Raw genomic sequence first — 23,352 nt, forward strand, 5'->3', positions numbered from 1 at the left:
GCCCATCCCCCACCACGGAACGAGGCGCGAAGTCCTTCGGCGGGCCGGTCCTGACAGCCCGTCAGTGCGATTCGGTCAGTCGGGCGGAGGGACGAGATCACCGCGCAGCCGCCGGGTGCGGAGCACCAGCTCCATTTCGAAGCGGCGGTCCGGGTCGTCCAGGTCTTCGCCCCACAGCTCACGGAGCTGTCTCAGCCGGTAGCGCACGGTCTGCGGGTGGACTCCGAGCCGGTCGGCCACCTCCGGCGCGCCGCCCCGCGTTTCCAGCCAGGCCAGCAGGGTCTCGGCGAGACGGTGGGCGTGCGCGGGGCCGCCGGTCTCGCCCAGATGGGCCAGCCGCCGTCGCGCCAGATCGTCGATCAACTCACCTGAGGGCAGGAGCACCAGGGCTTCGACGTGCTCGCCGCAGTGCAGGAGCCGGCCTTGCGGCAGCAGGCCCTGCTCGATCATCCCGACGGCGGCCTCGGCCCAGCGCAGCGACGTGGCGGCCTCCGTCAGGGGCACCGACGGGCCGATCGCGCCGGACCAATTGGCCGTCGCCCGGTGCAGCAACTCCGCGCGCCCGGGCGCGTCCGGCTCCGGCACCACCATGCGCGGCCGGTCACCCTCCATGTCGAGCAGCACCTCGTCGCCCACGGCGGGGGCGACGGCCTCTTGGGCGGGGCGGAGCAGCACGGCCACCGCCACCCTTTCGGGCAGCTTCCAGCCGACACCGGCCGCGCGGTCGGCGAGGAGGGCGGAGGGATCCGTGCGGTGCTCGGCGAGCAGGAGCTCGACGAGTTGTCGTTGCAGGCGCAGCCTCTCCCCGGCCTGGCGGGCGACGGCTTCGGCGTAGCCGCGTACCGACTGGGCCACCATGACGTCGAGGTACTCGAACGCGGACTCGGCGAGTTCGTACATGGCAGCGGGCGGGATGTCGACCTGCTGGCCGATCTCCGCCATACGCCGCCAGGAAAGGCGCACGCCCAGCCGGTAGATTCCCTGCAAGGAGTCCAGGCTGCGCCCCTGCGTGACTTCGCCGCGCCCGAAGTCCTGGAACATCTCGGGAAGGGCACGGGGCCGGTCCGACCCCGTGGTCATCTGCTCCACGAAGAGCTCCAGCGCGTGCCGGATCGCGATCAGGGCCTTCGGCTCCCCTGACTCGTCGACGATGAACGCCAGCCCCGGATACTCCCGCCGGATCGCGGCGAGGATGTCCCGTGCGAGTTCCGGGACCTGTTTCAGGGCGCGGTCGGCGAAACGCTGAATCCGTTCTCGTGGCACGTCGTGCCACGCTGACGACGCTTCCACAGCACGACTCCTGGGTGTCCGTCGCATGCCGCTCGACCAGCCGGCCTGGATCTTTTCAACCTAGCCCGCGCTCGGGCTCGGCGTGCTGGACGTCCCGCCGGCGGGCGGGTTGGAGAAGGTGACGAGCGGCACATTCTGCTGCTCGGGTGTGGCGTCGAGAGCGGCGACGATTCCGAAGGCGGCGCCTGTGGCCAGGACGGCGGAGGCAACGCAGGTCAGGAAGACGGCGAGCAGTCTGGGCATGAGGATGATCGGCCTCTCTGTCGATGAGGTGGTCACCCAGCGCGCCGGCCCGGTCCGGCGCGGTCAGTATGCGAGTCGCATTGACAGGTGGTCAAGCGCCGCCTAATTTCGCCGGTCACAGCGCTGTTACTCCCGGGTACGCCACTCCTTGGCCCGGACAGGCTGGAAACCGTGCGTGCGACCCCGACCCGCACAGTCACGAATGCTCCGCACATTCCGCCCGCATTGGAGTACCCGTATGCGCCATCCAACGTCGCGTTTGTCCCTGATTCTTCTGGGTTCCGGTGTGTTTCTGCTGGTACTTACTCAGCTGCTCGCCTGGTACGTGGAGCCGCGCGCCAAGCGCACACCGACCGACGTGAACTCCACGACGGTCTTCAGCGGCAAGGGCAGCTATTTCGACACCGGGTCCGTCTCCACGGTCGACGGACAGACCATAACGATCACCCGCCGCGTACTGGGCGACGTCGCCGGCAGTGAGCGCAGCGGAAAAGCGATCTGGGACGTTTCCACACAGATCGACACCCCGAAGACGCTGCCGCTGGCCGACCCGCGCAGATCCCTGCAATGGACCACGGAACGCTGGGTCACCGACCGCCGGACGAACCTGCCGGTGCGCTGCTGCGAGGAGAAGCCCAGGTTCGAGGGCGAGGCCTACCTGAAGTTCCCGTTCGACGTCGAGAAGCGCGGATACACCTGGTGGGACAGCACCCTGGGGGCCGCCGTGCCGCTGAAGTTCAAGGGCACCACCACGATCCGCGGCCACCAGGGCTACCTCTTCGCCGGCACCGTCGCGCCCACTGCCACCGGCACCCGTCAGGTGCCCGGCGCGCTGGTGGACCGCCCGCAGAGTCAGGTGCTCGCCGAGGAGTGGTACTCCAACGCGGGGATCGAACTGACGGTGGACCAGCGCACGGGCCGGATCATGAACGCGGTGATCGCGCCGACCAAGACGCTCCGGGCCCCGGGTTCGAAGAAGGACGCGGTCACCCTGCTGTCCAGCAAGCGGCTGGAGTTCACCGAGGCGACCCGGCGCGAGCAGGTGACGCTGGCCGCCGACGACGGCAGTCGGCTGAAGCTGCTCGGCGAGACCGCGCCCGTCGTGGGCGGGATCGCAGGCGGCCTGCTTGCCGCCGCCGGCGTAGTGATGGTGATCCGTGGCCGACGACAGGCAGCGGAACACTCAGAAGAGTGACAAAAACGGGTCGCCGATCGGACCAAACTTGTCACCCGCGTGCGTAGTGGAACGAATCACTCGAACGAACACTTGGGTTACCCCGCAGTAGCAACATCGAGTCCGGTCTGAGCCGACTCCCACTCCCAGGAGCCCGCCACCGGCCCGGTGCTCACCATCGAACGCACCCGGCCGGCACCGTCGCCGCGATACCGGCAGTACGGCAGTACCAGCACTCCGAACCAGCCCAGCGCTTCACCCCCGGAAGCCCGGCAATCCCTCACCCGTCTGTCCCCGCAGTCGCCGAGTCGGAGCACCTCTATGCCCCAGCACGCGTCCGCTCTGGCCTCCGGCCAGGAGGACTCCCCCGCTCAAGCACGCCCCGGCGGCCGAGTCACCGACTCGCTCGCCGTCGCCCCTCACATCGCACCCGTCGCGGAACCTTCGCCGCGCCGGATCACCTTCCTCGCCCGACGCGACCTGGGCAACCAGGCCGCCGGCGGCTCGGAACTGCTCATCGACCGGATAGCCGGCGGTCTGACCGCCGACGGCCACGAGGTCACGCTCGTATGTGGCGGCCCTGCCACAGAACGCGACTACCGAGTGGTCTCCGCAGGCGGCGACGCAGGACACTTCCTGCGCGCCAGGAAGACCTTCGCCCGCGAGGTCGGCGACTGCGACCTGCTGGTCGAGGTGTGCAACGGCATGCCGTACCTGGCCCCGCTGTGGCACCGCGGACCGACGTTGTGCCTGGTCAACCATGTGCACACCGACCTTTGGCAGATGCGTTATCCGGGCCCGGCGGCCCGGCTCGGCCGCAGGCTGGAGCACTGGGCGCTGGCAGGCACTCACCGCGACAACCTGATGGTGGCCGTCTCCGAGTCGACCGCCTCCGAGCTGCGCGGCATCGGCGTGGCCGCCGACCGCATCCGGATCGTCAACAACGGCGTCGAAGAACCCGGCCCGCTGCTGCCCGAAGCGAAGGAACCGCTGTTCCTGGCAGTCGGCCGTCTGGTGGAGTACAAGCGCATCGATCTGCTCCTGCGGCTGTGGGAGCGGGTCCGTCCGGTCACCGGCGGCCGACTCGTCATCGTCGGTGACGGCCCCGAACGGGAGCGGCTGGAAGCCATGGCCGGCCCCGGTGTGACGTTCGCCGGCCGGGTGTCGGAGGCCGAGAAGCACCGGCTGATGTGCGAAGCGTGGCTGCTGCTGCACCCCTCCCTCGTCGAGGGCTGGGGGCTGGTCGTCACCGAAGCCGCTGCCCGGGCCACGCCCGCGGTCGGCTTCGACATACCGGGCCTGTGCGACTCCATCGAGGACGGGGAGACCGGGGTACTGGCCCGTGGCGAGAGTTCCTTCGCCGCCGCGTGGTGCACGCTGTCCCTCAGTGCCCACCGGCGCGCAGCCATGGGACGTGCCGCCGCGCGTCGCGCCAAGCGCTTCCGCTGGAGATCCACGGTCCGTCAGTTCCAGGCTGTCGCCGCCGAGGCCGCGGCCCTCGCCTCCGCCCCGGGACGCGGGAGGTGAACGGCCATTCTTGAGGTCACCGAAAGCGCGTACAAGGATCCGTCGCTGCGGCGATCGGCCACCCTCTTCCGGGCGTTCATGCGCGAGCAGATCGACCCCGAACGCTGCTACACCCTGCTGGCCCGTGACTCGGTCGCGCAGGTGGCACGTCACATCGACCTGCCCGGCAAGATCGTCGTCGACATCGGCGGCGGCAGCGGCCACTTCACCGAGGAGTTCCGCCGCCGCGGCGCGCGGAGTTACCTCTTCGAGCCCGACCCGCGGGAGCTGAGCGCCCGCGGCACGGTGACCGAGGACGCGGTGCTCGCCGACGGCTATCTGCTGCCGCTCGCCGACGGCGCGGCGGACGTGTGCTTCTCGTCCAATGTGCTGGAGCACGTGGCGGACCCGCAGACCTTCATCAGCGAGATGGTGCGGGTCACCCGCCCCGGCGGGCTGATCTACCTGTCGTTCACCAACTGGCTCTCCCCCTGGGGAGGCCACGAGACAGCGCCGTGGCACTACCTCGGAGCCGACCGGGCCCGCGATCGCTACGAGCGGCGCACCGGCCGCGAGGCCAAGCACACGCTCGGCGAGAACCTGTTTCCCGTCCACATCGGTCCCACCCTGCGGCACGTCCGCGGCCGTGACGACGTGCAGGTCGTCACGGCGCGGTCCCGTTACTGGCCGTTCTTCGCGAGCACGATCACCCGGGTGCCGGGACTCCGCGAGATCGCCACCTGGAATCTGCTGCTGATTCTCAGGCGAAGCCCATGAGCAAGCGAAGCGAGGAACGGTCATGACCACTACGGTCCAGGCGCCCACCCGGGCGCCTCAGCCCGGCCCGACGCCGTCCGAGGCGTCCGGGGCGCCGCGGGGACGACGCCTGCTGTTCGGCTTCTGGGCCGTTGTGCTGGTGTGCTTCCTAGCGGTGTCACCGGGGAAGATGACGTTCGAGACCAAGCTCGGCGTCGCCCTCGACCCCTGGCGCTTCCTCGGCGACCTCGGTTCGCTGTGGAACGGCAACATGGGCCTCGGCGGCATAGCCAACCAGTACATCGGCTACGCCTTCCCCGCCCTCCCCTACTACGCGTTCACGGACCTGCTCCAGGTGCCGGTGTGGCTGGCCGAGCGGCTCTGGCTGTCGATCATCGTGACAGCCGCCTTCTGGGGTGCGCTCAGGCTCGCCGAACGTCTGCGCGTCGGCACGCCCGCGACCCGGTTGCTCGGTGCGGTGGTATACGCGCTGTGGCCCACCTTCACCATCGTCATCGGCTCGACCTCCGCCGCCGCACTGCCCGGTGCCCTGCTGCCCTGGGTGCTGCTGCCGCTGACCTCCGCGGCGCTGAGCCCGCGTACGGCCGCCGCACGTTCGGCCATGCTGATCCCCTTCATGGGTGGTGTGAACGCCGCCTCGACGCTGGCCTCGCTGCTGCCCGTGGGTCTGTACCTGCTCAGCCGCCCGGCCGGCCGGCGTCGGCGCGCCCTGCTGGGCTGGTGGATACCGGGCGTCGTGCTGGCCACCGTGTGGTGGGTGGTGCCGCTGCTCCTGTTCGCCGTCCACGGCGAGAACTTCATGCCGTACGTCGAGCAGGCCGACACGACCACCGCCACTATGTCCGCGACCGAGCTGCTGCGCGGCGCCGGCAACTGGGTGGCGTATCTCAACTTCGGTGAGGCGTGGCTCCCCGCCGGCTGGACCGTCGCGGCCTCCGTCATCACCGTCCTTGGTTCGGCGTTCGCCGCGGCCCTCGGGCTGGCGGGCCTGGCCCGCCGGGACCTGCCGGAGCGCCGCTGGCTGCTGCTGACCGTCCTGACCGTCGTCCTGATCACGTTGGCCGGGTACGGCGGCGCCTTCGGCGGTCCGTTCCACGGTGTCGTGCAGGACTGGTTGAACGGGTCGCTGAAGCCCTTCCGCAACATCTACAAGTTCCAGCCGGGGCTGGCCCTCGCACTCGCCCTCGGACTGGCCCACCTGACGGCTGTGCTCTCCGTGAGCAGAAGTCCTCGCGCGCTTCCCGGCCGCCGCTGGGCGCCCGCGGTGGCGGCGGTGCTGGTGCTGCCCGGCCTGGCCCTGCCGTACCTCAACGGCTCGATCCTGCAACCCGGCGCCTTCACCAAGCTGCCCACCCACTGGGAGAAGGCTGCCGGCTGGCTCAAGGACAACGCCCCCAACAGCCGGGCCATGGTCGTACCGGCGACGGCACACGGCATCTACACCTGGGGTTCCCCCATCGACCAGCCATTTGACGTGCTGGCCGAAACGCCCTGGGGACAGCGTGACTTCGTCCCCTTCGGTACACCCGGCTCACGCCGTGCGACTGACGCCGTGGAGCAGGCGCTGCTGTCCGGCACCGAGGTCCCTGGCCTTCAGGCGTACCTGGCACGAGCCGGCATGCACGAAGTGGTCGTACGCAATGACCTCGACCCCGACCAGATCGGTTATGTCCCGCCGCAGACGGTGAAACGGACCTTGGAATCGTCCGGCTACCGGAAGGCCGCCGGGTTCGGCCCGCTCGTGACCGGCGGGCGCATCGCCGCCGACACCCCGCTCCAGGTGCAGGGGCTGTATCCGCGGCTCCAGTCCGTGGAGATCTATCAGCCCCAGGACCGCGACAGGCGTCCCGGCAGGGTCGGTGTGTCGGCCGCGGCCGACACGGCCGTGGTCAGTGGCGGACCCGAGTCGCTGCTCCAGCTGTCGGCCGATCCCTCGATGGCCGACCGGCCGGCCGTGCTGGCCGGGGACGGTCTTCCCAAGGGCGTCACCGCACCGGTGAAGGCCGTCGCGGACGGGCTGCGCCGAGCCGACACCCGGTTCGGTCTGGTCAACAACAACACCTCATACACGTACACCGCGGACGAGCGCAATCACTCCGGCAGCCTCCAGGACCCGGGCGAGAAGCCCAGGCAGATCCTGCCGTCGCAGGGAACCGATCACCAGACGACGGCCGACCTGCGCGGCGCGACGTCCGTGACGGCCTCCAGCAGTGGCAACTGGCTGTTCCACCTGCCGCAGTACGACCCGGTGAACGCCTTCGACGGCAACCCGGACACCGCGTGGGCCGAGGGCAGCCCGGGCAAGCCGGCCGGTCAGTGGCTCAAGGTGGACTTCTCCGGGCCGACCGACGTCCCGGCCTCCATCCAGCTGACGCCACTGCCGGGCGACAGCCTGCGCGCCGCGCCCACGCGGGTGCGGATCGAGACCGACCGCGGTTCGGCCGAAAGCCCGCTCCAGACCAACGGCCAGCCGCAGACCGTCAAGGCGCCCGCCGGCGAGGCCTCCTGGATGAAGATCACCGTCCTTGCCGCGCAGCAGGCGCGGCCGGGCCTGACCGGGGCCGGCTTCTCCGAGGTGTCGATCCCGGACGTGCAGGTGACACGCATGCTGGCGCTGCCCGCCGACGCGAAGCGCACCGACGCGGCGGCGACCGTGTACTCCCTGCACCGCGGCACCGACGCGGGCGGCTTGTCGCCCGTATCGGCCGAGGTGGGACTGCACCGCCAGTTCAGCACCCAGGAAGCGGACGAGTACAAGGTGTCGGCGCGAGCCGTCGCCGTGCCCGGCGGCCCGTTGGACGAACTGCTGGACCGTTCGGCTCCGGGATCGAAGAACCGGCTGACGGCCTCCGCCGACTCCACCAGCCGCAACGGCATGTCACTCAGCGCCCGCAACCTGGTCGACGGTGATCTGACGACCGCCTGGATCGCGGGAGACCGGCCGGTCGTCCACTTGAGCTGGCCCAAGAAGGAGAAGGTCGACGAGATCATCCTGGCGCCGGCGGGCGGCGTGTCCACGCGGCCCGAGCAGGTGCTGATCAGCTCGCCGGACGGCGCCGCGACGGCTGATGTGGACGAGAACGGGCGGGTGCGCTTCCCGGAGATCGAGACGAACCGGCTCGACATCACCGTCAGCAGGGTCGCTCCGCTCACCGTCCACAACCCAGTGGCGGACGCGCAGTTGCAGCTGCCGGTCGGGCTCAGTGAGGTCCACGTTCCCGCGCTGGCCGACCTGCGGGTAGCGCCTCCGAAGTCGTCCGCGCGTTTCTCGCTGCCATGCGGAAAGGGTCCGGACCTTGCCGTCGGCGGTGTCCTGCACAAGACGAAGGCCGCCGGATCCGTCCGGGACCTCACCGAACGGCGTCCCGTCACCGTCGCGCTCTGCGCAGGAGAGGAAAAGGACGGCACCCTGAACCTTCCGGCCGGCAAGCACGAGGTAGAGGCGGGTGACGCGGGTCCGCTGGCGATTACCGACGTCACGCTGACCCGGGGCACCCCGCAGAAGATCGCGGGAGCGGCGGGACGCGAGGCCACCGTCACCCGGTGGACCGACGACAGGCGGACCGTGTCGGTGTCGGCCGGCTCCGGCGAGGCCACGTACCTGCGGACGTACGAAAACGCCAACGACGGCTGGAAGGCCACCCTGAACGGCACGGAGCTGGAGTCGGTCCGGCTCGACGGCTGGCAGCAGGCCTGGGTGGTCCCGGCCGGGGCATCCGGCGCGGTGAACCTGGAGTTCGAGCCCTCCAAGCCGTACCGGGCCGCCCTGATCGGCGGTGTGATCGCGCTCGCCGCGCTGGCCGCACTCGCCTTCGTGGGCCGCAGGCGCGACGCCGTTGCGGCCGACGAGGAACTGCCCGAACCGGCGGCACCCGGAATGCTGCTCGGGACGCTGGTGCTGACCGCCGTCGTCGCGGTGGCGGCGGGTCCGCTGGCCCTGGTGGTGCCCGTACTCGCCGTGGCGGCCCGGTTCCGGCCAGCCGTCCTGGTGCCGACCGCCGCGGTGGCGATGGCCGCAGCGGGCATCGCCGCGGCCGCCGGCGCCGGGGAGCCGGCCGCCGACGGACGAGGCGCGTTCAGCGCCCTCGCCCAGGTACTGGCACTGGTGGCTCTGTCGGCCGCCCTGGTGACGGCGGTAAGCCCGGCGTCCGCGGCGGCCGGTCGGGAGAGCGACGGCGGCGGCGACGCGCCGGAAAGCGACGGCGACGACGACGGCGCGCCCGCAGCCGGACCGGTGGTCACGGCCCGGCACGGAAGCACGAGCGCCGGGGACCGGACCGAGCCGCTCTCTCGGCATCCAGGAGGCGGTGGCCCGTCATGACCTCGTCGTGGACTGCCGCCGGGAGGGGGACCTCCACCCCTTCCGGCGGGGTCCGGATTCCGTTTCCGACCACCGACGAGGTGTCGCGGCACTGCGTCAGTGACGACGAGCCGGAGACCGTACACATCGAGGTCCATCTGCCCGGACGGCTGGACCCGGCACGGTTGCGGACCGCGTTCCGGCGGGCGCTGCTGACGCACCCCCGGGTGCTGATACGTGAAGTGCCCGGCCGCCGGCACCGGCAGTCCTTCGCGTGGGAGCTGACCGGCGAACCGGACAGCGACCCGGTACGTTTCGCGCGGCCGGGGCCCGACGCGCTGGGCCGCGCCCGCGCGCGGGCCCTGACGGAATGCCCGTCACTGGCCCTGTCGCCGCCGATGCGCCTGGAAGTCATCGAGGTGGACGGGGGAACGGCCGCCGGTGAGCCGCCGGAGGCGGGCAAGCCGGCGACGGGCTTGGCGGGGACGGGCTTGGCGGGCACGACCCGGACCGTGCTGCTGCTGACGATGCATCACACGGCCCTCGACGCAGGGTCCGGGCTGCGGGTGCTCGCCACGACCGCGGAACAGTACGGCGGCTCGGCCGCTCTCCCCGTCCCCGGGCCGGTCCGGCCGGCCCCCTGGGGGCCGGCCGGGACCGGCGGCACGGGCCGCGCAGGGTGCGCGCGGCCCGTGCGCATAGCGCCGGACTCCCGCCCCGGGCCGGTGCGGGCCCGCGCCGCCGGCAACGGCATGCTCCAGGCGGAACTGCCTGTTCCGCCGCGTGTGGGCCGGAGCGGCGGGCTCGCGCCGTGGACCGTCAACGACCAACTGCTGGTTGCCGCGACACTGATGGTGGGCCGCTGGAACGTCTCGCGGGGCCGGCCCGCCGGTCCGGTGCGGATCACCATGCCCGTCGACGACCGTCCCCGTGGCAGAGAGATGCCGATGGGCAACGGAACCCGGCTCGTCGAGGTGGTCATGACCTCCGAGGACCCGCGCGACCCGGACCTGCTGCTCGGTGAGCGGCCGGACCTGGCGGCCGTGACCCGTTTGCTGCGTACCACCGCTCGGCGCACCCGCGCGCTCAAGTCTGCCCACGGCGCGCCGCTGGGGCCCGGCACGGGCCTGTTGACCGCGCCGCTTCTGCCGGTCGGGCTCCGGGGCACGCTCACCCGTGGTGCGCGGCGGGCGGCGGCGCCCTGGACATCGACGGTGCTGGTGACCAATCTGGGGCGCGTTCCGTACGCGCTGGACTTCGGTGATGCCGGCCGGGCGACCGCCGTGTGGTTCTCCGCACCCGCGCGGATGCCGCGCGGGCTGAGCGTGGCGGCGGCTTCCACCGGCGGGCGACTGCACGTGACGCTGCGCTGGTCGCGGGCACTGCTCGGTGACGCCTCGGGCGCGTACTTGACCAGCCTGTTCGAGCAGGCTTTCTCGGCAACGTCACAGGTCACGCGGTCCGGATCGAACACCTGGGGTGCTGGACCGGAAGCCGACGTACTGGAGGCCGGCGTACCGGAGGCGGACGCACTGGAGGCCGGCGCACCCGAAGCCGACGTACCGGAGGCGGATGCCAGCACTCCGGATCTCACCACTGCGAACGCGGAGGCACCCGGAGACCGGAGGAAGGCCCGCCGACCCGGCGGGCCGCACAACCGCGACGCCCTGTGTCCGGACCCGACACCAAGTGGAGCCCGCTCCGCCCGGCAGAACCATGCGAGGCCGTCATGACCCGCTCACCCCACCGCTCCGCCGCCGCGAGATCGCCCGAGGCGGCGGTACCTTCGCCGGTCAGGCCCGTTCCCGGACTCCGGGACTTCTACGAAGACCCCAGCGTCCCCGTCGCCTCCGGGGATGCCCGTACTCTGCGCCAGGCCCGGATGTTGGCCGACGCACTCGGGCCCGCCGGGCCCGGCCACCCACCGGCGACCGTGCTCGACGTGGGCTGCGGCGACGGCTCGGCGGCCGCGACCGCCGCCCGCGTACTGAACGGGCACCGCATCGTGGGAGTCGACTGGTCGCAGGGCGCGCTGCGCCGGGCGGCGCCGCGCCTGAGCCATGTCGTCCGCGGCGAGTTGACCGGCGGTGGGCTGCCGTTCGCCTCCGGCAGCGCCGACGCCGTGCTCTTCAGCGAGGTCGTCGAGCACCTCGTCGACCCCGACAGCGCCCTCGACGAACTCCACCGGGTGCTGCGCCCCGGAGGACATCTGATGCTCTCCACGCCCAACCTCGCCGCCTGGTACAACCGCGGGCTGCTGCTCGCCGGAGTCCAGCCGGTGTTCTCCGAAGTGAGTCTGCGTCACATCCACGGCAGGCCGGGCAGCCAGGTGGTCGGCCATCTGCGCCTGTACACGGCACGCGCGCTGCGCGAGTTCGTGGCGGCGTGCGGGTTCGAGGTGGTGACGGTCGCCGGTGCGCCGTTCCACGGAGTGCCGCGCCCGCTCCGTCCGCTGGACCGCCTGGCCTGCCGGCTGCCGTCCCTCTCCTCCATCCTCCTGGTGCACGCGAGGAAGGTGTAGCGCGTGGTGTGGGGAGTGGCCGCCGCACTGCTGGCGAACGTGCTGTACAGCACCGGCTTCGTGCTGGAGAAGCGTGCTCTGGCGGGCATGCCGCCGCTGAGTGCCGCACAGCCGGGCCGGGCCCTGCTCCTGCTGGCCGGCAGACCTCTGTGGATCTGCGGGGCCACGGCGCTCGCCCTGGGGTTCGCCGCCCAACTGGCCGTCTACCGCACACTGCCGATCGCCGCGGCCCAGGGTCTGTTCCTGTCCGGGCTGGTCCTCCTGCTGGTGCTCTCGTCGGTGGTGCTCGGTGAGCGCCCGTCCGGCCGTGAGCGGCGCGCGGTGGCCGTCATCGGGCTGGCCCTGGTCATGGTGGTGTCCTCGCTGTACGGGAGCAGTGAGGAGATCAGCCACAGCGCGCCCGCGGGCATCCTGCTGGCACTGTGCCTGCCGACACTCGCGGCCGGACTGCTCCTGTACGCAGCCGCGGAACGGCGAGCCCGCCGGCGTCACCGGCAGCCGACCACCGGAGTGGCTTACGCGGTGGCGGTCGGTCTGCTGTACGGGGTCAGCTCGCTCGCCATCAAGGGCGTCTCCGGGCACCTGGACACCTCGGACCTCCCCGGCTCCGTACCGGCCCTGCTCGCCTCCCCCTACCCGTACCTTCTGCTGGTGACGGGGAGCAGCGGACTGGTGCTCTCGCAGACCGCCCTACAGCGCTGCCGGGCATCACTGATCGTCCCGGTGTGCTCGACGGTGACCTGCGTGTTCACCATTGTCAGCGGCACGATCGCGTTCAGCGAGCCGCTGCCCGAGGACCCGCTGCGGCTGTTACTGCGCATCGGCGGCACCGCGTTGGCCCTTACGGTCCTGCTCACCCTGCCGCGACACGACGCGGCCTCCCCCACATCCGAAGGAACCCTGCCATGAAGCCCGACAGCCCGCTGCTGAAGATCCTCGCCTGCCCGCTCGACAAGGGCCCGCTGATCCTCGACGAGACCGGGGACGCTCTCTACAACCCGCGTCTGCACCGCCGCTACCCGATCATCGACGGCATTCCGCAACTGCTCCCCTCCTCCGGCGAGCCCGTCGTCGAGCCCGCAGTCGACGCCGCCGTCGAGCAGCAACGCGACGCACTGCCGACCGGGCTGCCCGACTCCGCCTGAACGCAGCCGTCATGGGCAATTTCCGCATCATCCGGACCGATCGGGAAGGCCGGGCCCGGATCGGGAAGGCCCGGACCCGGCCCGACCGCGTCGTCGCTGACAAGGGCTACTCGGCGCGCAAGATCTGCGGGCACCTCCGCAGACGCTCGATCGCCGCGGCGCTCCCGGAACGGATCGACCGGATCAAGGGCCGCACTGCCCAGGCGAGTCCCGAGCCGGCCCGACCGGGTCGCCGTCGGGCGCCGCGACACGCTCAAACGCTGCTTCAGACCTACTGGCGGGCGTCGAGGCGGTGCTGAAGCGTGCCGTCCGGGCCAAAGACGTCCATCAAATAGCCCCGCCTCAGCGAAAGCCCTTCCCGCTCCAAATACCCCGTGATCGACCCCTTGAGGTCATCGAAGATCTCGGCGTCTTCGTCCGGATCGTGCGTCCACACAATCAGCAGGGGCACGCCGTCCGGACCGGAGCTCCGCTGTATCCCGTACACATCCTTCTCACCGCCGGACTGGCGGTAGCGCTCGGCCACCTGGACTGCGGCATCGGGCGCGACGGTAGAGGTGATCGTGGGACCAGGTGCGACAGATGAGCGACCTGGGCTCGGAGCGCCGGCCGTGGTGCAGCCGGCCAGGAACGCGGCACTTCCGAGGCAGGCCAGTGCAGTCCAGCGGGTTGTCGGATTCATGACGCCATTCTCTCGGTAGCGTCAGCGTCAGGAGTCGGTGGACTCGACCGACTCCTGTTTCGCCAACCCGTCCCGCAGCCTCTTCGCAGCAGGTTTCACCTTGTTGTTCCAGAAGGGCTTGACATGAGGAGCGACAAGAAGAGCACCAACTATGGCTCCGCCGATTGCCAACCCTTTCCAACTGGGCTGAGGGTCGTCGTCATCGCCGCCGCCACTGCCACTGCCGTCCATGAAAGGTTCGTACCCGAGATCGTCGTCTTCTTCGGTGGGAGAGTTTCCCGCGCCGAAGCCTTCGGGGTTGGCTTCCATGTCAGCCTTGAGCGCCGCTGCCGTCTCGTCGCTCCAGGTACGAGTCTCCCAGCTTCTGTTGTACTGCGCGTAACCGCCCGTGCCGCGCGAGTGGTACTGCTCCTCCGCGTACTGCTGCCCCTTCTCGGTGAGCCCATAAGCGCCGGGGCTTCCGTACAGGTAGCCGTGGTCCTTGAGGAGTTCATTCATTTCGCGAGCTGTTCGGCCAAACTCCGAGCCCAGCACCCGTGCTGACTTTCCCATGGACCAACGTCCCTTCGCTCACTCACCAGTAGCCGCGCGAGGCTTGCATCGTATCCGTGCGACACGCGGCGGCGTCAGCCTTACGATCGACGCCCGAGCAAGGGCAGCGGGCTGCCGCAGTAAGTCCCGGTCGCGCGGCGATCACCGGCTAGGGGCGAGGTCTGAGGTCTTCCACCCACCCCACTCGTGCCACCATCGCGCTCCTCCCCTTCGTCATCGCCTGAGCAGGGGAGAAACGCCATCCCTCCGATTCCTCGGCCGCCGCCCGAATCGCCTCCGGCCTCCGGCCTCCGCTACGAGGATGAGGCCGAACCAGCGCTCGCCCGCGGCCGGTAGCTTGCCGAGCTCCGTACGGACGCGGAACAGGGCGTCACGGCCGGGCTTGTTGAGCGCGGTTTATCGGCAACCTTTCGAGTACTCAGATGGGTTACTCCTTCAGGCAGCGCCGATTCCGGCCAGCACCGCCACTGGCAACAGCAGCATCCATTGCGGCAGGCGCACGAGCGGCTTCGACCAGCTCGCCGCCAGTGACACCACCAGGAACACGCCTGAATAGGCGACAAAGTGGGCGACCAGGAGCCAGGCGATGGTGCCACCACCAGGACGGTTGTCCCAGGCCAGCCACATCAGGGCGGCAGCGGCCAGGATCAGATCGGCGGTGACCATGTGCCAGACCGCATGCAAGACGCGGCGAGGTTCGTCCGCGAGATCGGCAGCCAGGAGAGGCCGGACCACCTCCCGACCGCCCGCGATGGCATGGATGGCGGCAACCACGGCGGCGGTTGTGCCGGCAGCGAGGAACCAGGCGTTCATCGGGTCTCGATTCCGCGGCCCACGATGGCCGCCAGTTGAGCGGCCAGTTGTTGGCTGGGCTGCACGCCCACTAGGCCGATATGGAAGAAGACGGCCCCAGCCAGCGTGTCCAGAACCAAGTCGACCTGCACGTTGGGGTCGGTTTCCCCGCGCTGGACCGCTCGCTCGAACACCGTCACCAGACCGTCCTTGGCCGGGGCCAGGAATTCGGACCGGATGCGGGCCTGCAACTCCGGATTGGCGGCGAAGTCGGCCAGTAGGCCCGGCAGGGCCGCGGCGGCGGCCGGAGCGGAGAATTCCTGGATGAGGGCCTCCAGCAGCGCCGTCAGGTCACCGGTCAGGCTGCCGGTATCCGGCACCGGGCACGCCTCGGCCTCGGTGAAGACCGCCTCGTACACCAACTCGGCCTTGCCCGACCAACGGCGGTAGACGGTGTCCTTGCCGACACCGGCACGAGCCGCCACCGCCCCGATCGAGGCGGCAGCGTAGCCGACATCGGTCACCAACTCGGTTGCGGCGGCCAGGATCGCCCGATGGGCACGACTGTCTCTAGGGCGCCCACGCGGGGCGCTGGGTGGCATCACAAGATAACCATACGGGGCGACCCGTTTGGTAATGCGTCCGCCCCACTGACCCTTTGGCCAGAGCGGCCTGGCATCGCGGTTCAGGCGGGTGACCCGTGATCGAGCGGGGGCTCCGGTCCGATCAGGCGGCCGGCTGTAGTCGGACGCAGCATTGTCCGGGGCGGGGCGCCAGGCACGCTTCCAGTCCTGCCTCGCCGACGCCGTCGAGAACACCGCGCATCAGGTGGAGGTTCATGCCGCACACCGTCTGGGTGTGCGCCTGGGCCAGTGCGTGGAAGGGGCAGTTGGCGAGCACGATGGCGTCGCCCTCGCGTCGCGGTTCGAAGCCGTACCGCTCCAGCAGGTCGTAGACGTCCGTCTGATTCTGCTCGCCCAGTTGCATGCCGAGTTCTTCGGCCTTGCGGTGCAGCACCTCGCGCACCGGCTCGCCGGTCGCGTCGGATTCCTCCACGGCTTGGGCGAGCAGTCGTCCGGCCAGTTCGTATCGGCGGTCCGGCAGGGTGACGGCGACCTGCTTCGCCGAGCGGCGGTACAGCTTAGCCGGCCTTCCCGCGCCCGGTCCGGAGCGTCCGCTGCGGCGCTCGTAGACGACGTCGAGGAGCGATTCGTCGGCGAGCCGGTCCAGATGGAACGCGGCGGTCTGGCGGGCCAGCCCGAGGGCGGCGGCCGCCTCGTCGCGGCTGACGGGCGCCGGCTGGCGCACCACGAGGTCGTACAGCCTCCTGCGGGTCGGCTCATCGAGAGCGGCGATGGCCGAGACGTCGGGGTCGCGTACTTCCTTCGAGGTGTCCACGAACACCAGTGTAAAAGCCACGGCCATTGACTAAAGAACTGAGCGGGGTTTCTATTGTTAATGAACCTTGTCGATAGAAGGAGGGGGCCATGTCCTCCGTAACCACAAGCACCACCTCCGCCACCCCGCGGCGGGCGGTGCTCACCGACCCCGGCTACCAGGCGTTCGTGATCCTGCGTACCGGCTTCACGGTGGCGCCGATCCTGTTCGGGCTGGACAAGTTCACCAACCTGCTCGTGGACTGGCCCACCTACCTCGCGCCGTGGATCGACGACCTCGTTCCCGGCAGCGCGCAGGCAGCCATGTACGCGGTGGGTGTGATCGAGATCGTGGCCGGCCTCGCCGTGGCGCTGGCTCCCCGCTTCGGGGGCTGGCTGGTGGCCGGCTGGCTGGCCGGCATCATCGTCAACCTGCTGACGATCCCGGGCCACTACGACGTCGCCCTGCGCGACTTCGGGCTGCTCCTCGGCGCCGTCGCCCTCGCCCGGCTCGGGCAGCGATACCACACCAGGCGGCGGCTGTGACCAGGCGCGGAGCGCACTGACTTCTCCAGGCGGGTGGACTCTCACGGCACCACCCGCCGTGCGCACCTACTCGGATGCCTGAAACGCATGATCAGCCGCGTGCAAGGGCGGTAGTGCGCGCCTGGTGAGATGGTGAAGCAGTGAGAGCTGTTCACGAAACCGGTCGCCGGCGCCCGGTGGTGGCGCGCACTGGTGGCTATGTTCCGCTGCGGGAGTACGCGGTGATCGGCGACGGCCGGACCGCGGCACTGGTTGCCCGCGACGGGTCGGTGGACTGGCTCGGGCTGCCGGACATGGACTCGCCTGCGGTGTTCGGTGCCGTGCTCGATGCCGACCGCGGCGGCCGGTTCAGCCTGGAGCCGGCGGTGGCCTACCGCAGTGACCGCCGCTACCTGCCCGGTACGAACGTCCTGGAGACCACGTTCGTCACCTCCCAGGGCACCGCGCGGGTCACCGACGCGCTGACCCTGCACGACGAGGTCGCACTCGCTCCGATGCGCGAACTGCAACGGCGCGTCGACGGTGTGTCCGGAGCCGTGCCGATGCGGTGGAGTGTGCGGCCTCGCTTCGGCTACGGCACCCGCACCACGCGGCTGCTCCGACGGGCCGGAGTCCCGATGGCGACAACCGGCAGCGACGCGCTCGCCATCTGCTCCTGGGGCGCCGGCGAACCCCAATGCGGCGTGGATGCGATCAGCGGCAGCTTCCTCGTGACGGCGGGCGGGAGCGCCCTGATCGCCATGCCGTTCGCTCACCAGGAGCCGCTGGTCCTACCGGCCCGCGCCGAATGCGACGCGCGACGGGAGCGTACGTGCGCGGCCTGGCGTCACTGGGCGGACGACCGGATCTACACCGGCAGGTGGAGCCAGGCGGTGATGCGGAGCCTGCTGATCCTGAAGCTGCTGGTCTTCGCCCCGTCGGGCGCGGTCGCGGCCGCGGTGACGACCTCGCTGCCCGAACACGTCGGCGGCGAGCGCAACTGGGACTACCGCTTCTCCTGGGTCCGCGACTCCGCCTTCACCCTGGCCGCCTTCCTCCAGCTCGGCTGCCCTACGGAAGCGCATGCGTACTTCTGGTGGCTGATGCACGCATCCCAGCTCACCCACCCCCGCCTACAGGTCCTTTACCGGCTGGACGGCCGCGCGGCCACCACGGAAAAGGACCTCCCCTGGGAGGGCTACTGCGGCTCGTCGCCGGTCCGCATCGGCAACGCGGCCGCCGGCCAGCTCCAGCTCGACACGTACGGCGAGCTGATGCAGACGGCCTGGCTGTACGCGCGGGCCACCGGACGGCTGGACGCGGACATCGGCCGCCGCCTGGCGGAACTGGCCGATCTGGTCTGCGCCACGTGGCGGGAGCCCGACTCGGGCATCTGGGAAGTACGCAGCGCACCCCGCCACTTCACCCAGTCGAAAATGATGTGCTGGGTGGCGCTCGACCGCGCGGCACATCTCGCCGAGCGCAGCTTGATTCCCGACCGGCACCTGGCCCGCTGGCAGTCCACCCGCCGAGAGATCGCCACGTTCATCGAGACCCGATGCGTCTCACCACGCCGTAACTGTTACGCGCGTGCCGCCGGTAGCGAGGATTTGGACGCCGCCGTCCTCCTCGGCCACCTGTACGGCTACGACGGCGACGTTCAGCGGATGCGGGCCACCATCACGGCTCTGGGGCAAGAGCTGCGGCACGGGCCGTTCGTCGACCGATACTCGGGTGAAGACGGCCTGAGCGGAGCCGAGGGCGCTTTCCTGACCTGCTCCTTCTGGCTCGCTGAATCCCTTGCCCGCACGGGACAACTCGCCCAGGCAGCGGCGTTGATGGACGACCTGGTGCATCTGGCCAACGACGTCGGCCTTTACAGCGAGGAGATCGACCCGGCCACCGGCGACTTCCTGGGAAATCTGCCTCAGGGGCTGAGCCATCTGGCAGTGATCAGCGCCGCCTGTGCCATCAACGGCGCCTACAAGGAGGCGGGCGGGTGAGTGCCTGGGGGACGGCCGCCGGAGCGTTCGTCGGAACGCTCGTGCTGACCACCGCGTTGCGCGCCGCCGGCGAGATGCGCCTGACGCGCATGGACCTGCCCTTCCTCCTCGGTACGACGGTGACCGCCAACCGCACGCGCGCCAAGGCCGTCGGCTACCTGATGCACTTCCTCAACGGCGAGATCTTCGCCTTCATGTACTACGCCGTGTTCCTCGCGATCGGCATGGCCGGCTGGTGGCTGGGCGCTCTGTTCGGTCTCCTGCACGGCCTGTTTGCCGGCACCGCGCTCGTCGGCGTTCTCCTGCCACTCGTCCACCCCCGGATGGGCAGCCCGCTCACCAGCGCACCCGAAGCGGCCCTGTTGGAACCCCCCGGCTTCCTGATGCTGAACTACGGACCGACCACACCAGTGGTCACCGTCCTCGCCCACATCGGCTACGGAGCCATCGTCGGAGGCTTCACCCAGCTCGGCGCGTGACATGGTCCGGGGTGCCGCCACACCTCCGCATCCGCGTCGTGCTCCTGGTCGCGCGTGTCCAGGAGACGCTCAGGCGCGGCGGACCCGCCAGAGCCATGCTGTCGTGCCCGCCAGCAGGGCCAATGTGGCCAGGTTGGCAAAGTGGGCCGGGGTGTCGCCCGACGAATCGACGCCGGACGAGATCCAGATGCTGATGGCGACGGTCGGCAGGACGGCGGCGAGCAGAACGCCAGTGGTCTTCTGGACAGAGGTCCAGTGCACGGAAGTGCAGAGCAGCACCGCGCCGATGACGCGGAACAAGGTGCTACAGAACTGCGCGGCGGGGACGTGGGGAAGGATCGCCGCGCAGAGGAAGGGAAGAGTGAGCATCAGGAGCGGGACCAGGGGGTGCACCTTGCCGCGCCGGACAGTCGCACCGCCCGGGGCCGGCGCCCCGCCAGCTCCGTTCCCCGCCTCGGCCAGCGCCGTTGCCGCGATCGTGCGGGGGTCCCCCAGCTCCGCGAGGATCTCGCCGATCGCGGCGTCGGGGCGTTCGGCGCGCGCCACCTCGATGTGTTCGGTGAGGTCGGCGAGGAGTTCCTGGCGGCGGTCGGCGGGGAGCACGGCTGCCTCGCGTTCGACGGCGTCGAGGTACTCGCGTATGGGGTCGGCAGAAATCTTCATTCGAAGTCTCCGGTGGAGGGGGGCGGGGTGGTCAGGAAGCCGTCGACGGCGTTGCGGAAGCCGGGCCAGACGCGGGTGAACTCCTCGAGAGCGGCCCTGCCGCTGTCGGTGAGCGCGTAATAGCGACGGGGCGGCCCGGAGGCGGATTCCTGCCAGGTGGTGGTGACCAGGTCGTCGCGCCGGAGCCGGGAGAGCAGTGGGTAGACCGTGCCCTGGCTGGTGGCCAGGGCCCCGGATTCCTCCAGGGCATGGAGGAGTTCCACGCCGTAGCGGGGTCGGTCCCGCATGAGGGCGAGTACGCAGTACTCCAGGACGCCCTTGCGCAGCTGAGTGGCTGATCGAACCTGCCTGGCCGAATCACCTGGTTCCATGCCATGCAAGATACCTGGTGGGGCAAGCAAACGGGAAAGGGGCACCAGCGCGGCCGGCCGAGGTGAGACCGACCTCGGCACACGCGGACTGCAGCCGTTAGGTCCGCTGACCGTGACGACGGGTCAGGCCGCGACCTGTTACCCCCGAGGACCGCGACCGCCGGGTCGACATCAATGTGCGGGGCCCGTCGGCGGAGTGGCTGGAAGACGTCGTACGGGGAGACGACGAAGGCGTGATCAGTCCTTACGCGCAAGCCGTCGCGCGGGCATTGTTAGGCCCTCAGGTGCGCGGTTGACCGGCCCTCGCCATGGCCCATGCCTCCGCGTACCGAGCTGACCGTTTCGTCACCTGGGGGAAGGGCACGGCAGTGCACCAGCAGCAGGACGGCGCCCGTTCGGCGCCAAGTGATGCTCCGATCTACGCGCGCCTCGTCATGGAACGAGGAGACGTGCCGACCGAGGTACGCCGGGTGGCCGAGGCGGTCCTCCGGGAGGCGGACCGGGCCGTCGACTTCGGGTCGGTACGCCCCGCCGTGGCCTGAGCAGCCGCGCGCCAGGCCCGAAACCGTGTGGTGGTCTGCCGCCAGTGACAGCTGTGGGGCAGCTCAAGGTCCGAAATTCGTGGCAGGCCGCTGTCAGTGCGGTGCGCTTCACTGTCCGCCGTGGAACTCACGCAATCGACGCTCAACGACCTGCTGGCCCGGCTCGCCGCCCCGGGCGGGTCTGTCTACCTGTCGATGGACGTCGATCCGCTTACGCTCGTCGAGTCGCTGACCGACCGTCACGGGGCCCCGCGCACCCTTGCCCTGGACGGTTTCGCGGACCCGACCGTGGACGAGTCCTGCGGCGCGGCGCTCCTCGCCCTCCTCGAAGGCGGGGGTGTGACGATACGGGCATGGGCCTACGGGGATCAGTGGATCGGTGCCGGGACCGCGCGGGACGCGGAAGGCGACGTCCGTCCGGTGCTGGCGACCGCGCCGCGGCGCACGCAGGCGCCGCAGGCGGGGGAACCCGTGGGGATGTCCGGCCAGGACGGGGACTGGGTCGAGCGGCTCCTCAGCATCACCGGCTGGACCCCGCCCCCGCGACGGCCGGACGTCGACTGGGCGCAGACCGAGGCACGCCTGGGCACGCGCCTTCCCACCGACTACAAACGCATGGTGGAGACGTTCGGGGAAGGCGCCTTCGACGCCTACCTCACCCTGAACCAGGAGCCGTGGACCCACCTCAGGGAGGACGGCCTGCTCATCTGGGCCGGCACCGAGCACGAGGACCTGTACTGCTGGCGCACGGACGACGGCGACCCCGACGGCTGGCCCGTCGCGGTCCAGACCTTCGACGGCCGGGTCGTGCCCTTCGACTGCCCGGCCGCGGAGTTCGTCTGTCGCATCCTCCTCGACCCGCACCACCGGTTCACGATGGCCCACTACTTCAACACCCACTGGTTCATGCCCTACCGGGAGAGCCAGAGACGAAGCCGGCGGTCAACGGCATCCACGGCCCGGTTGGCGGTGCCATGACCAGTCCCGCGCCATGTCGCCTTGCAGTCAGGACGCAGGGAGACACTGGGAGCTCTACCCCCTAGGGGTATAGAATCAGGGTGTGCAGGGATCGAAGTCTCCGATGAACGATTGGGGATGACAGGCCATGGACCACACCGCTCACCACACCGGCCCCAGGCACGACCACACAGCGCATGAGCTGCACGGCTGGCACGAGCACGGCGGCCATGGGCGCGGCGGGGCGTCCTGGAGCACGGCGGCCAAGGCGACGCTGCACTGCCTGACCGGATGTGCGATCGGCGAGATCCTCGGCATGGTCATCGGCACCGCTCTGCTCTGGGGGAACGTGCCGACGATGGCCCTGGCGATCGCGCTCGCGTTCGTCTTCGGTTACTCCTTCACCCTCTTCGCCGTCCGGCGGGCCGGGCTGGACTTCAAGTCTGCGGTGAAGGTGGCGCTGGCCGCGGACACCGTCTCGATCGCGGTGATGGAGTTCGTCGACAACGCCATCATCGCCCTGACCCCCGGGGCCATGGACGCGCACCTCTCCGACGCGCTGTTCTGGACCGCGCTGCTGGGCGGGTTCGCCGTCGCCTTCCTGATCACGACCCCGGTGAACAAGTGGATGATCGGCCGCGGCAGGGGCCACGCCGTCGTCCACGCGTACCACTGACGCAGGAACCCACTACGGCCCGAAGCGTTCCAGCGGAGTGGGGCGCTCCGGGCGCATTCGCGGCCTCCCCCGCCCCGGCTGGGGGCTGCCCCGGGGACTGCACAGACCGCTCAGCGCCTTCCGCCGGCACGACCCGGTCAGCATCGCTCCGAAGCCTGGCGCGGTGCGTACGGGGGGATGTCCAGTTCCGCCCACACCGTGTGACCTCCGCGGGACGGCTTGTCTCCCCAGGAGCGGGCCAGTGCGTCGACGAGGTACAGGCCGCGCCCTCCGCCGTCCAAAGTGAACGACGGGTGACGCCAGTGCGCGCGTACCCGCTCCACATCGATGGCCGGTCCGGCGTCCTCCACCTCCAGACGGACGAGACACCGCCCGTCCCGGCCGCCGACGAACCGGATGCCGGCGCGCCACGGCGGCTCGCCATGACGCACGGCGTTGGACAGCAGTTCCGTCACGACGAGCAGGGCGTCCTCTCCGACCCCTTCGAGGTGCCGAACTGCCAGCTGCCTGCTGACCTCGGCGCGTACGGCCGCCACTGTCGGCGACCACCGGCGACGGCTGCCGCAACCGAGGAGCGAAGCAACCGGCATATCGACCTTCATACCCATGATTCGTTGCCGGTTCCGTGGCGGATGGGACCCACCACGCACAAGTCCCCGGATGCGGCCTTCGACGAGGCCCCGGCGCCCCCGCGCCACCGCTCGCGGAGGCCGGAGACCGTGCAGGCCGGCGGAGGGTGAGGCGGCCGTCGCCGTCGCTGTCGTTGCCGCTCCTGCCG

The 23,352-nt window shown here is 70.5% G+C and carries 24 protein-coding genes; 14 read left to right on the plus strand and 10 right to left on the minus strand.

Annotation, left to right across the window (positions count from 1 at the left end; genetic code table 11):
• Nucleotides 1-75: 75 nt before the first annotated feature.
• Both AS594_RS02300 and AS594_RS02305 read right to left on the minus strand, forming a co-directional pair.
• The gene (locus AS594_RS02300) at nt 76-1,317 is read right to left on the minus strand and encodes a PucR family transcriptional regulator (protein ID WP_069925416.1); all 1,242 of its coding nucleotides are present in this window, start codon (nt 1,315-1,317) and stop codon (nt 76-78) included.
• Between the two features lie 33 nt (nt 1,318-1,350).
• Nucleotides 1,351-1,533 carry a hypothetical protein gene (locus tag AS594_RS02305; RefSeq protein ID WP_069925417.1) on the minus strand — a complete coding sequence of 61 codons (183 nt, stop codon included), beginning with the start codon at nt 1,531-1,533 and terminating at the stop codon, nt 1,351-1,353.
• Between the two features lie 238 nt (nt 1,534-1,771).
• Here AS594_RS02305 and pgfA point away from each other — a divergent pair, with 238 nt between their 5' ends.
• The 8 genes from pgfA to AS594_RS02345 all read left to right on the plus strand — a co-directional run bounded on the left by pgfA (nt 1,772) and on the right by AS594_RS02345 (nt 12,956).
• A complete protein-coding gene (gene pgfA / locus AS594_RS02310) occupies nt 1,772-2,728 on the plus strand; it encodes a cell envelope lipid trafficking protein PgfA (RefSeq protein WP_069933545.1) in 957 nt (318 codons plus the stop codon).
• 300 nt (nt 2,729-3,028) lie between these two features.
• Nucleotides 3,029-4,234: a glycosyltransferase family 4 protein gene (locus tag AS594_RS02315; RefSeq protein ID WP_069934932.1), complete on the plus strand. Its 1,206-nt coding sequence runs from the start codon at nt 3,029-3,031 to the stop codon at nt 4,232-4,234.
• 78 nt (nt 4,235-4,312) lie between these two features.
• The gene (locus AS594_RS02320; RefSeq protein ID WP_069933543.1) at nt 4,313-4,990 is read left to right on the plus strand and encodes a class I SAM-dependent methyltransferase; all 678 of its coding nucleotides are present in this window, start codon (nt 4,313-4,315) and stop codon (nt 4,988-4,990) included.
• Between the two features lie 22 nt (nt 4,991-5,012).
• Nucleotides 5,013-9,311, plus strand: a complete 4,299-nt coding sequence (locus AS594_RS02325) for an alpha-(1->3)-arabinofuranosyltransferase domain-containing protein (protein WP_069933542.1) — start codon at nt 5,013-5,015, stop codon at nt 9,309-9,311.
• Entirely contained in the window at nt 9,308-11,023 is a 1,716-nt protein-coding gene (locus tag AS594_RS02330; protein WP_069933541.1) for a condensation protein, read from the plus strand. The genes AS594_RS02325 and AS594_RS02330 overlap by 4 nt, the downstream gene beginning before the upstream one ends.
• Nucleotides 11,020-11,811: a class I SAM-dependent methyltransferase gene (locus tag AS594_RS02335; protein WP_069933540.1), complete on the plus strand. Its 792-nt coding sequence runs from the start codon at nt 11,020-11,022 to the stop codon at nt 11,809-11,811. The genes AS594_RS02330 and AS594_RS02335 overlap by 4 nt, the downstream gene beginning before the upstream one ends.
• A gap of 3 nt (nt 11,812-11,814) precedes the next feature.
• Nucleotides 11,815-12,720, plus strand: coding sequence for a DMT family transporter (locus tag AS594_RS02340; RefSeq protein ID WP_069933539.1), 906 nt, complete (start codon nt 11,815-11,817; stop codon nt 12,718-12,720).
• Nucleotides 12,717-12,956, plus strand: coding sequence for a Trm112 family protein (locus AS594_RS02345; RefSeq protein WP_069933538.1), 240 nt, complete (start codon nt 12,717-12,719; stop codon nt 12,954-12,956). The genes AS594_RS02340 and AS594_RS02345 overlap by 4 nt, the downstream gene beginning before the upstream one ends.
• A gap of 271 nt (nt 12,957-13,227) precedes the next feature.
• Here the strand turns inward: AS594_RS02345 and AS594_RS02355 are convergent, their stop codons facing one another.
• From AS594_RS02355 to AS594_RS02375, 5 genes are all read right to left on the minus strand, one after another.
• Nucleotides 13,228-13,638: a hypothetical protein gene (locus AS594_RS02355; protein WP_069933536.1), complete on the minus strand. Its 411-nt coding sequence runs from the start codon at nt 13,636-13,638 to the stop codon at nt 13,228-13,230.
• A 27-nt stretch (nt 13,639-13,665) separates the two neighbouring features.
• Nucleotides 13,666-14,190, minus strand: a complete 525-nt coding sequence (locus AS594_RS02360; protein WP_141747142.1) for a hypothetical protein — start codon at nt 14,188-14,190, stop codon at nt 13,666-13,668.
• A 435-nt stretch (nt 14,191-14,625) separates the two neighbouring features.
• Entirely contained in the window at nt 14,626-15,003 is a 378-nt protein-coding gene (locus AS594_RS02365; RefSeq protein ID WP_069933534.1) for a hypothetical protein, read from the minus strand.
• The gene (locus tag AS594_RS02370; protein WP_276207464.1) at nt 15,000-15,584 is read right to left on the minus strand and encodes a TetR/AcrR family transcriptional regulator; all 585 of its coding nucleotides are present in this window, start codon (nt 15,582-15,584) and stop codon (nt 15,000-15,002) included. Before AS594_RS02370 ends, AS594_RS02365 begins: the two co-directional genes overlap by 4 nt.
• Nucleotides 15,585-15,708: 124 nt before the next feature.
• Nucleotides 15,709-16,386, minus strand: coding sequence for a helix-turn-helix transcriptional regulator (locus AS594_RS02375; protein ID WP_069934008.1), 678 nt, complete (start codon nt 16,384-16,386; stop codon nt 15,709-15,711).
• A gap of 83 nt (nt 16,387-16,469) precedes the next feature.
• Here AS594_RS02375 and AS594_RS02380 point away from each other — a divergent pair, with 83 nt between their 5' ends.
• The 3 genes from AS594_RS02380 to AS594_RS02390 all read left to right on the plus strand — a co-directional run bounded on the left by AS594_RS02380 (nt 16,470) and on the right by AS594_RS02390 (nt 19,365).
• A complete protein-coding gene (locus AS594_RS02380) occupies nt 16,470-16,904 on the plus strand; it encodes a hypothetical protein (protein WP_069925429.1) in 435 nt (144 codons plus the stop codon).
• Nucleotides 16,905-17,044: 140 nt separating this feature from the next.
• Nucleotides 17,045-18,886 (plus strand): glycoside hydrolase family 15 protein, encoded by a 1,842-nt coding sequence (locus tag AS594_RS02385; protein WP_079148336.1) that lies wholly within the window; start codon nt 17,045-17,047, stop codon nt 18,884-18,886.
• The gene (locus AS594_RS02390) at nt 18,883-19,365 is read left to right on the plus strand and encodes a hypothetical protein (RefSeq protein WP_069925431.1); all 483 of its coding nucleotides are present in this window, start codon (nt 18,883-18,885) and stop codon (nt 19,363-19,365) included. Before AS594_RS02385 ends, AS594_RS02390 begins: the two co-directional genes overlap by 4 nt.
• A gap of 69 nt (nt 19,366-19,434) precedes the next feature.
• On the opposite strand, the gene AS594_RS02395 is transcribed toward AS594_RS02390, so the two are convergent.
• Both AS594_RS02395 and AS594_RS02400 read right to left on the minus strand, forming a co-directional pair.
• The gene (locus tag AS594_RS02395) at nt 19,435-20,028 is read right to left on the minus strand and encodes an HAAS signaling domain-containing protein (RefSeq protein ID WP_069925432.1); all 594 of its coding nucleotides are present in this window, start codon (nt 20,026-20,028) and stop codon (nt 19,435-19,437) included.
• Nucleotides 20,025-20,399: a PadR family transcriptional regulator gene (locus AS594_RS02400; protein WP_069933532.1), complete on the minus strand. Its 375-nt coding sequence runs from the start codon at nt 20,397-20,399 to the stop codon at nt 20,025-20,027. The genes AS594_RS02395 and AS594_RS02400 overlap by 4 nt, the downstream gene beginning before the upstream one ends.
• Before the next feature lie 308 nt (nt 20,400-20,707).
• Here AS594_RS02400 and AS594_RS02405 point away from each other — a divergent pair, with 308 nt between their 5' ends.
• The 3 genes from AS594_RS02405 to AS594_RS02415 all read left to right on the plus strand — a co-directional run bounded on the left by AS594_RS02405 (nt 20,708) and on the right by AS594_RS02415 (nt 22,574).
• The gene (locus AS594_RS02405) at nt 20,708-20,941 is read left to right on the plus strand and encodes a hypothetical protein (protein ID WP_069933531.1); all 234 of its coding nucleotides are present in this window, start codon (nt 20,708-20,710) and stop codon (nt 20,939-20,941) included.
• 120 nt (nt 20,942-21,061) lie between these two features.
• Complete coding sequence (locus AS594_RS02410; protein WP_069933530.1) at nt 21,062-21,919, plus strand: hypothetical protein; 858 nt, start codon at nt 21,062-21,064, stop codon at nt 21,917-21,919.
• 127 nt (nt 21,920-22,046) lie between these two features.
• On the plus strand, nt 22,047-22,574 hold the full coding sequence (locus tag AS594_RS02415; RefSeq protein WP_069933529.1) for a DUF4396 domain-containing protein: 528 nt from the start codon (nt 22,047-22,049) through the stop codon (nt 22,572-22,574).
• 137 nt (nt 22,575-22,711) lie between these two features.
• On the opposite strand, the gene AS594_RS02420 is transcribed toward AS594_RS02415, so the two are convergent.
• A complete protein-coding gene (locus AS594_RS02420; protein ID WP_069925437.1) occupies nt 22,712-23,164 on the minus strand; it encodes an ATP-binding protein in 453 nt (150 codons plus the stop codon).
• Nucleotides 23,165-23,352: the final 188 nt, after the last annotated feature.

Source organism: Streptomyces agglomeratus, assembly GCF_001746415.1.
Lineage (GTDB): Bacteria > Actinomycetota > Actinomycetes > Streptomycetales > Streptomycetaceae > Streptomyces > Streptomyces agglomeratus.

Excerpts from the sequence above, each read along its gene's own strand:
- AS594_RS02355 (WP_069933536.1), bottom strand. The coding sequence starts at position 13,638 with ATGAATCCGACAACCCGCTGGACTGCACTGGCCTGCCTCGGAAGTGCC.
- AS594_RS02320 (WP_069933543.1), top strand. The coding sequence starts at position 4,313 with ATGCGCGAGCAGATCGACCCCGAACGCTGCTACACCCTGCTGGCCCGT.
- AS594_RS02405 (WP_069933531.1), top strand. The coding sequence starts at position 20,708 with ATGGCCCATGCCTCCGCGTACCGAGCTGACCGTTTCGTCACCTGGGGG.
- AS594_RS02360 (WP_141747142.1), bottom strand. The coding sequence starts at position 14,190 with ATGGGAAAGTCAGCACGGGTGCTGGGCTCGGAGTTTGGCCGAACAGCT.
- AS594_RS02365 (WP_069933534.1), bottom strand. The coding sequence starts at position 15,003 with ATGAACGCCTGGTTCCTCGCTGCCGGCACAACCGCCGCCGTGGTTGCC.
- AS594_RS02315 (WP_069934932.1), top strand. The coding sequence starts at position 3,029 with ATGCCCCAGCACGCGTCCGCTCTGGCCTCCGGCCAGGAGGACTCCCCC.
- AS594_RS02300 (WP_069925416.1), bottom strand. The coding sequence starts at position 1,317 with ATGCGACGGACACCCAGGAGTCGTGCTGTGGAAGCGTCGTCAGCGTGG.
- AS594_RS02380 (WP_069925429.1), top strand. The coding sequence starts at position 16,470 with ATGTCCTCCGTAACCACAAGCACCACCTCCGCCACCCCGCGGCGGGCG.
- AS594_RS02415 (WP_069933529.1), top strand. The coding sequence starts at position 22,047 with ATGGACCACACCGCTCACCACACCGGCCCCAGGCACGACCACACAGCG.
- AS594_RS02305 (WP_069925417.1), bottom strand. The coding sequence starts at position 1,533 with ATGCCCAGACTGCTCGCCGTCTTCCTGACCTGCGTTGCCTCCGCCGTC.
- AS594_RS02400 (WP_069933532.1), bottom strand. The coding sequence starts at position 20,399 with ATGGAACCAGGTGATTCGGCCAGGCAGGTTCGATCAGCCACTCAGCTG.
- AS594_RS02335 (WP_069933540.1), top strand. The coding sequence starts at position 11,020 with ATGACCCGCTCACCCCACCGCTCCGCCGCCGCGAGATCGCCCGAGGCG.
- AS594_RS02370 (WP_276207464.1), bottom strand. The coding sequence starts at position 15,584 with ATGCCACCCAGCGCCCCGCGTGGGCGCCCTAGAGACAGTCGTGCCCAT.
- pgfA (WP_069933545.1), top strand. The coding sequence starts at position 1,772 with ATGCGCCATCCAACGTCGCGTTTGTCCCTGATTCTTCTGGGTTCCGGT.
- AS594_RS02395 (WP_069925432.1), bottom strand. The coding sequence starts at position 20,028 with ATGAAGATTTCTGCCGACCCCATACGCGAGTACCTCGACGCCGTCGAA.
- AS594_RS02345 (WP_069933538.1), top strand. The coding sequence starts at position 12,717 with ATGAAGCCCGACAGCCCGCTGCTGAAGATCCTCGCCTGCCCGCTCGAC.
- AS594_RS02420 (WP_069925437.1), bottom strand. The coding sequence starts at position 23,164 with ATGCCGGTTGCTTCGCTCCTCGGTTGCGGCAGCCGTCGCCGGTGGTCG.
- AS594_RS02330 (WP_069933541.1), top strand. The coding sequence starts at position 9,308 with ATGACCTCGTCGTGGACTGCCGCCGGGAGGGGGACCTCCACCCCTTCC.
- AS594_RS02325 (WP_069933542.1), top strand. The coding sequence starts at position 5,013 with ATGACCACTACGGTCCAGGCGCCCACCCGGGCGCCTCAGCCCGGCCCG.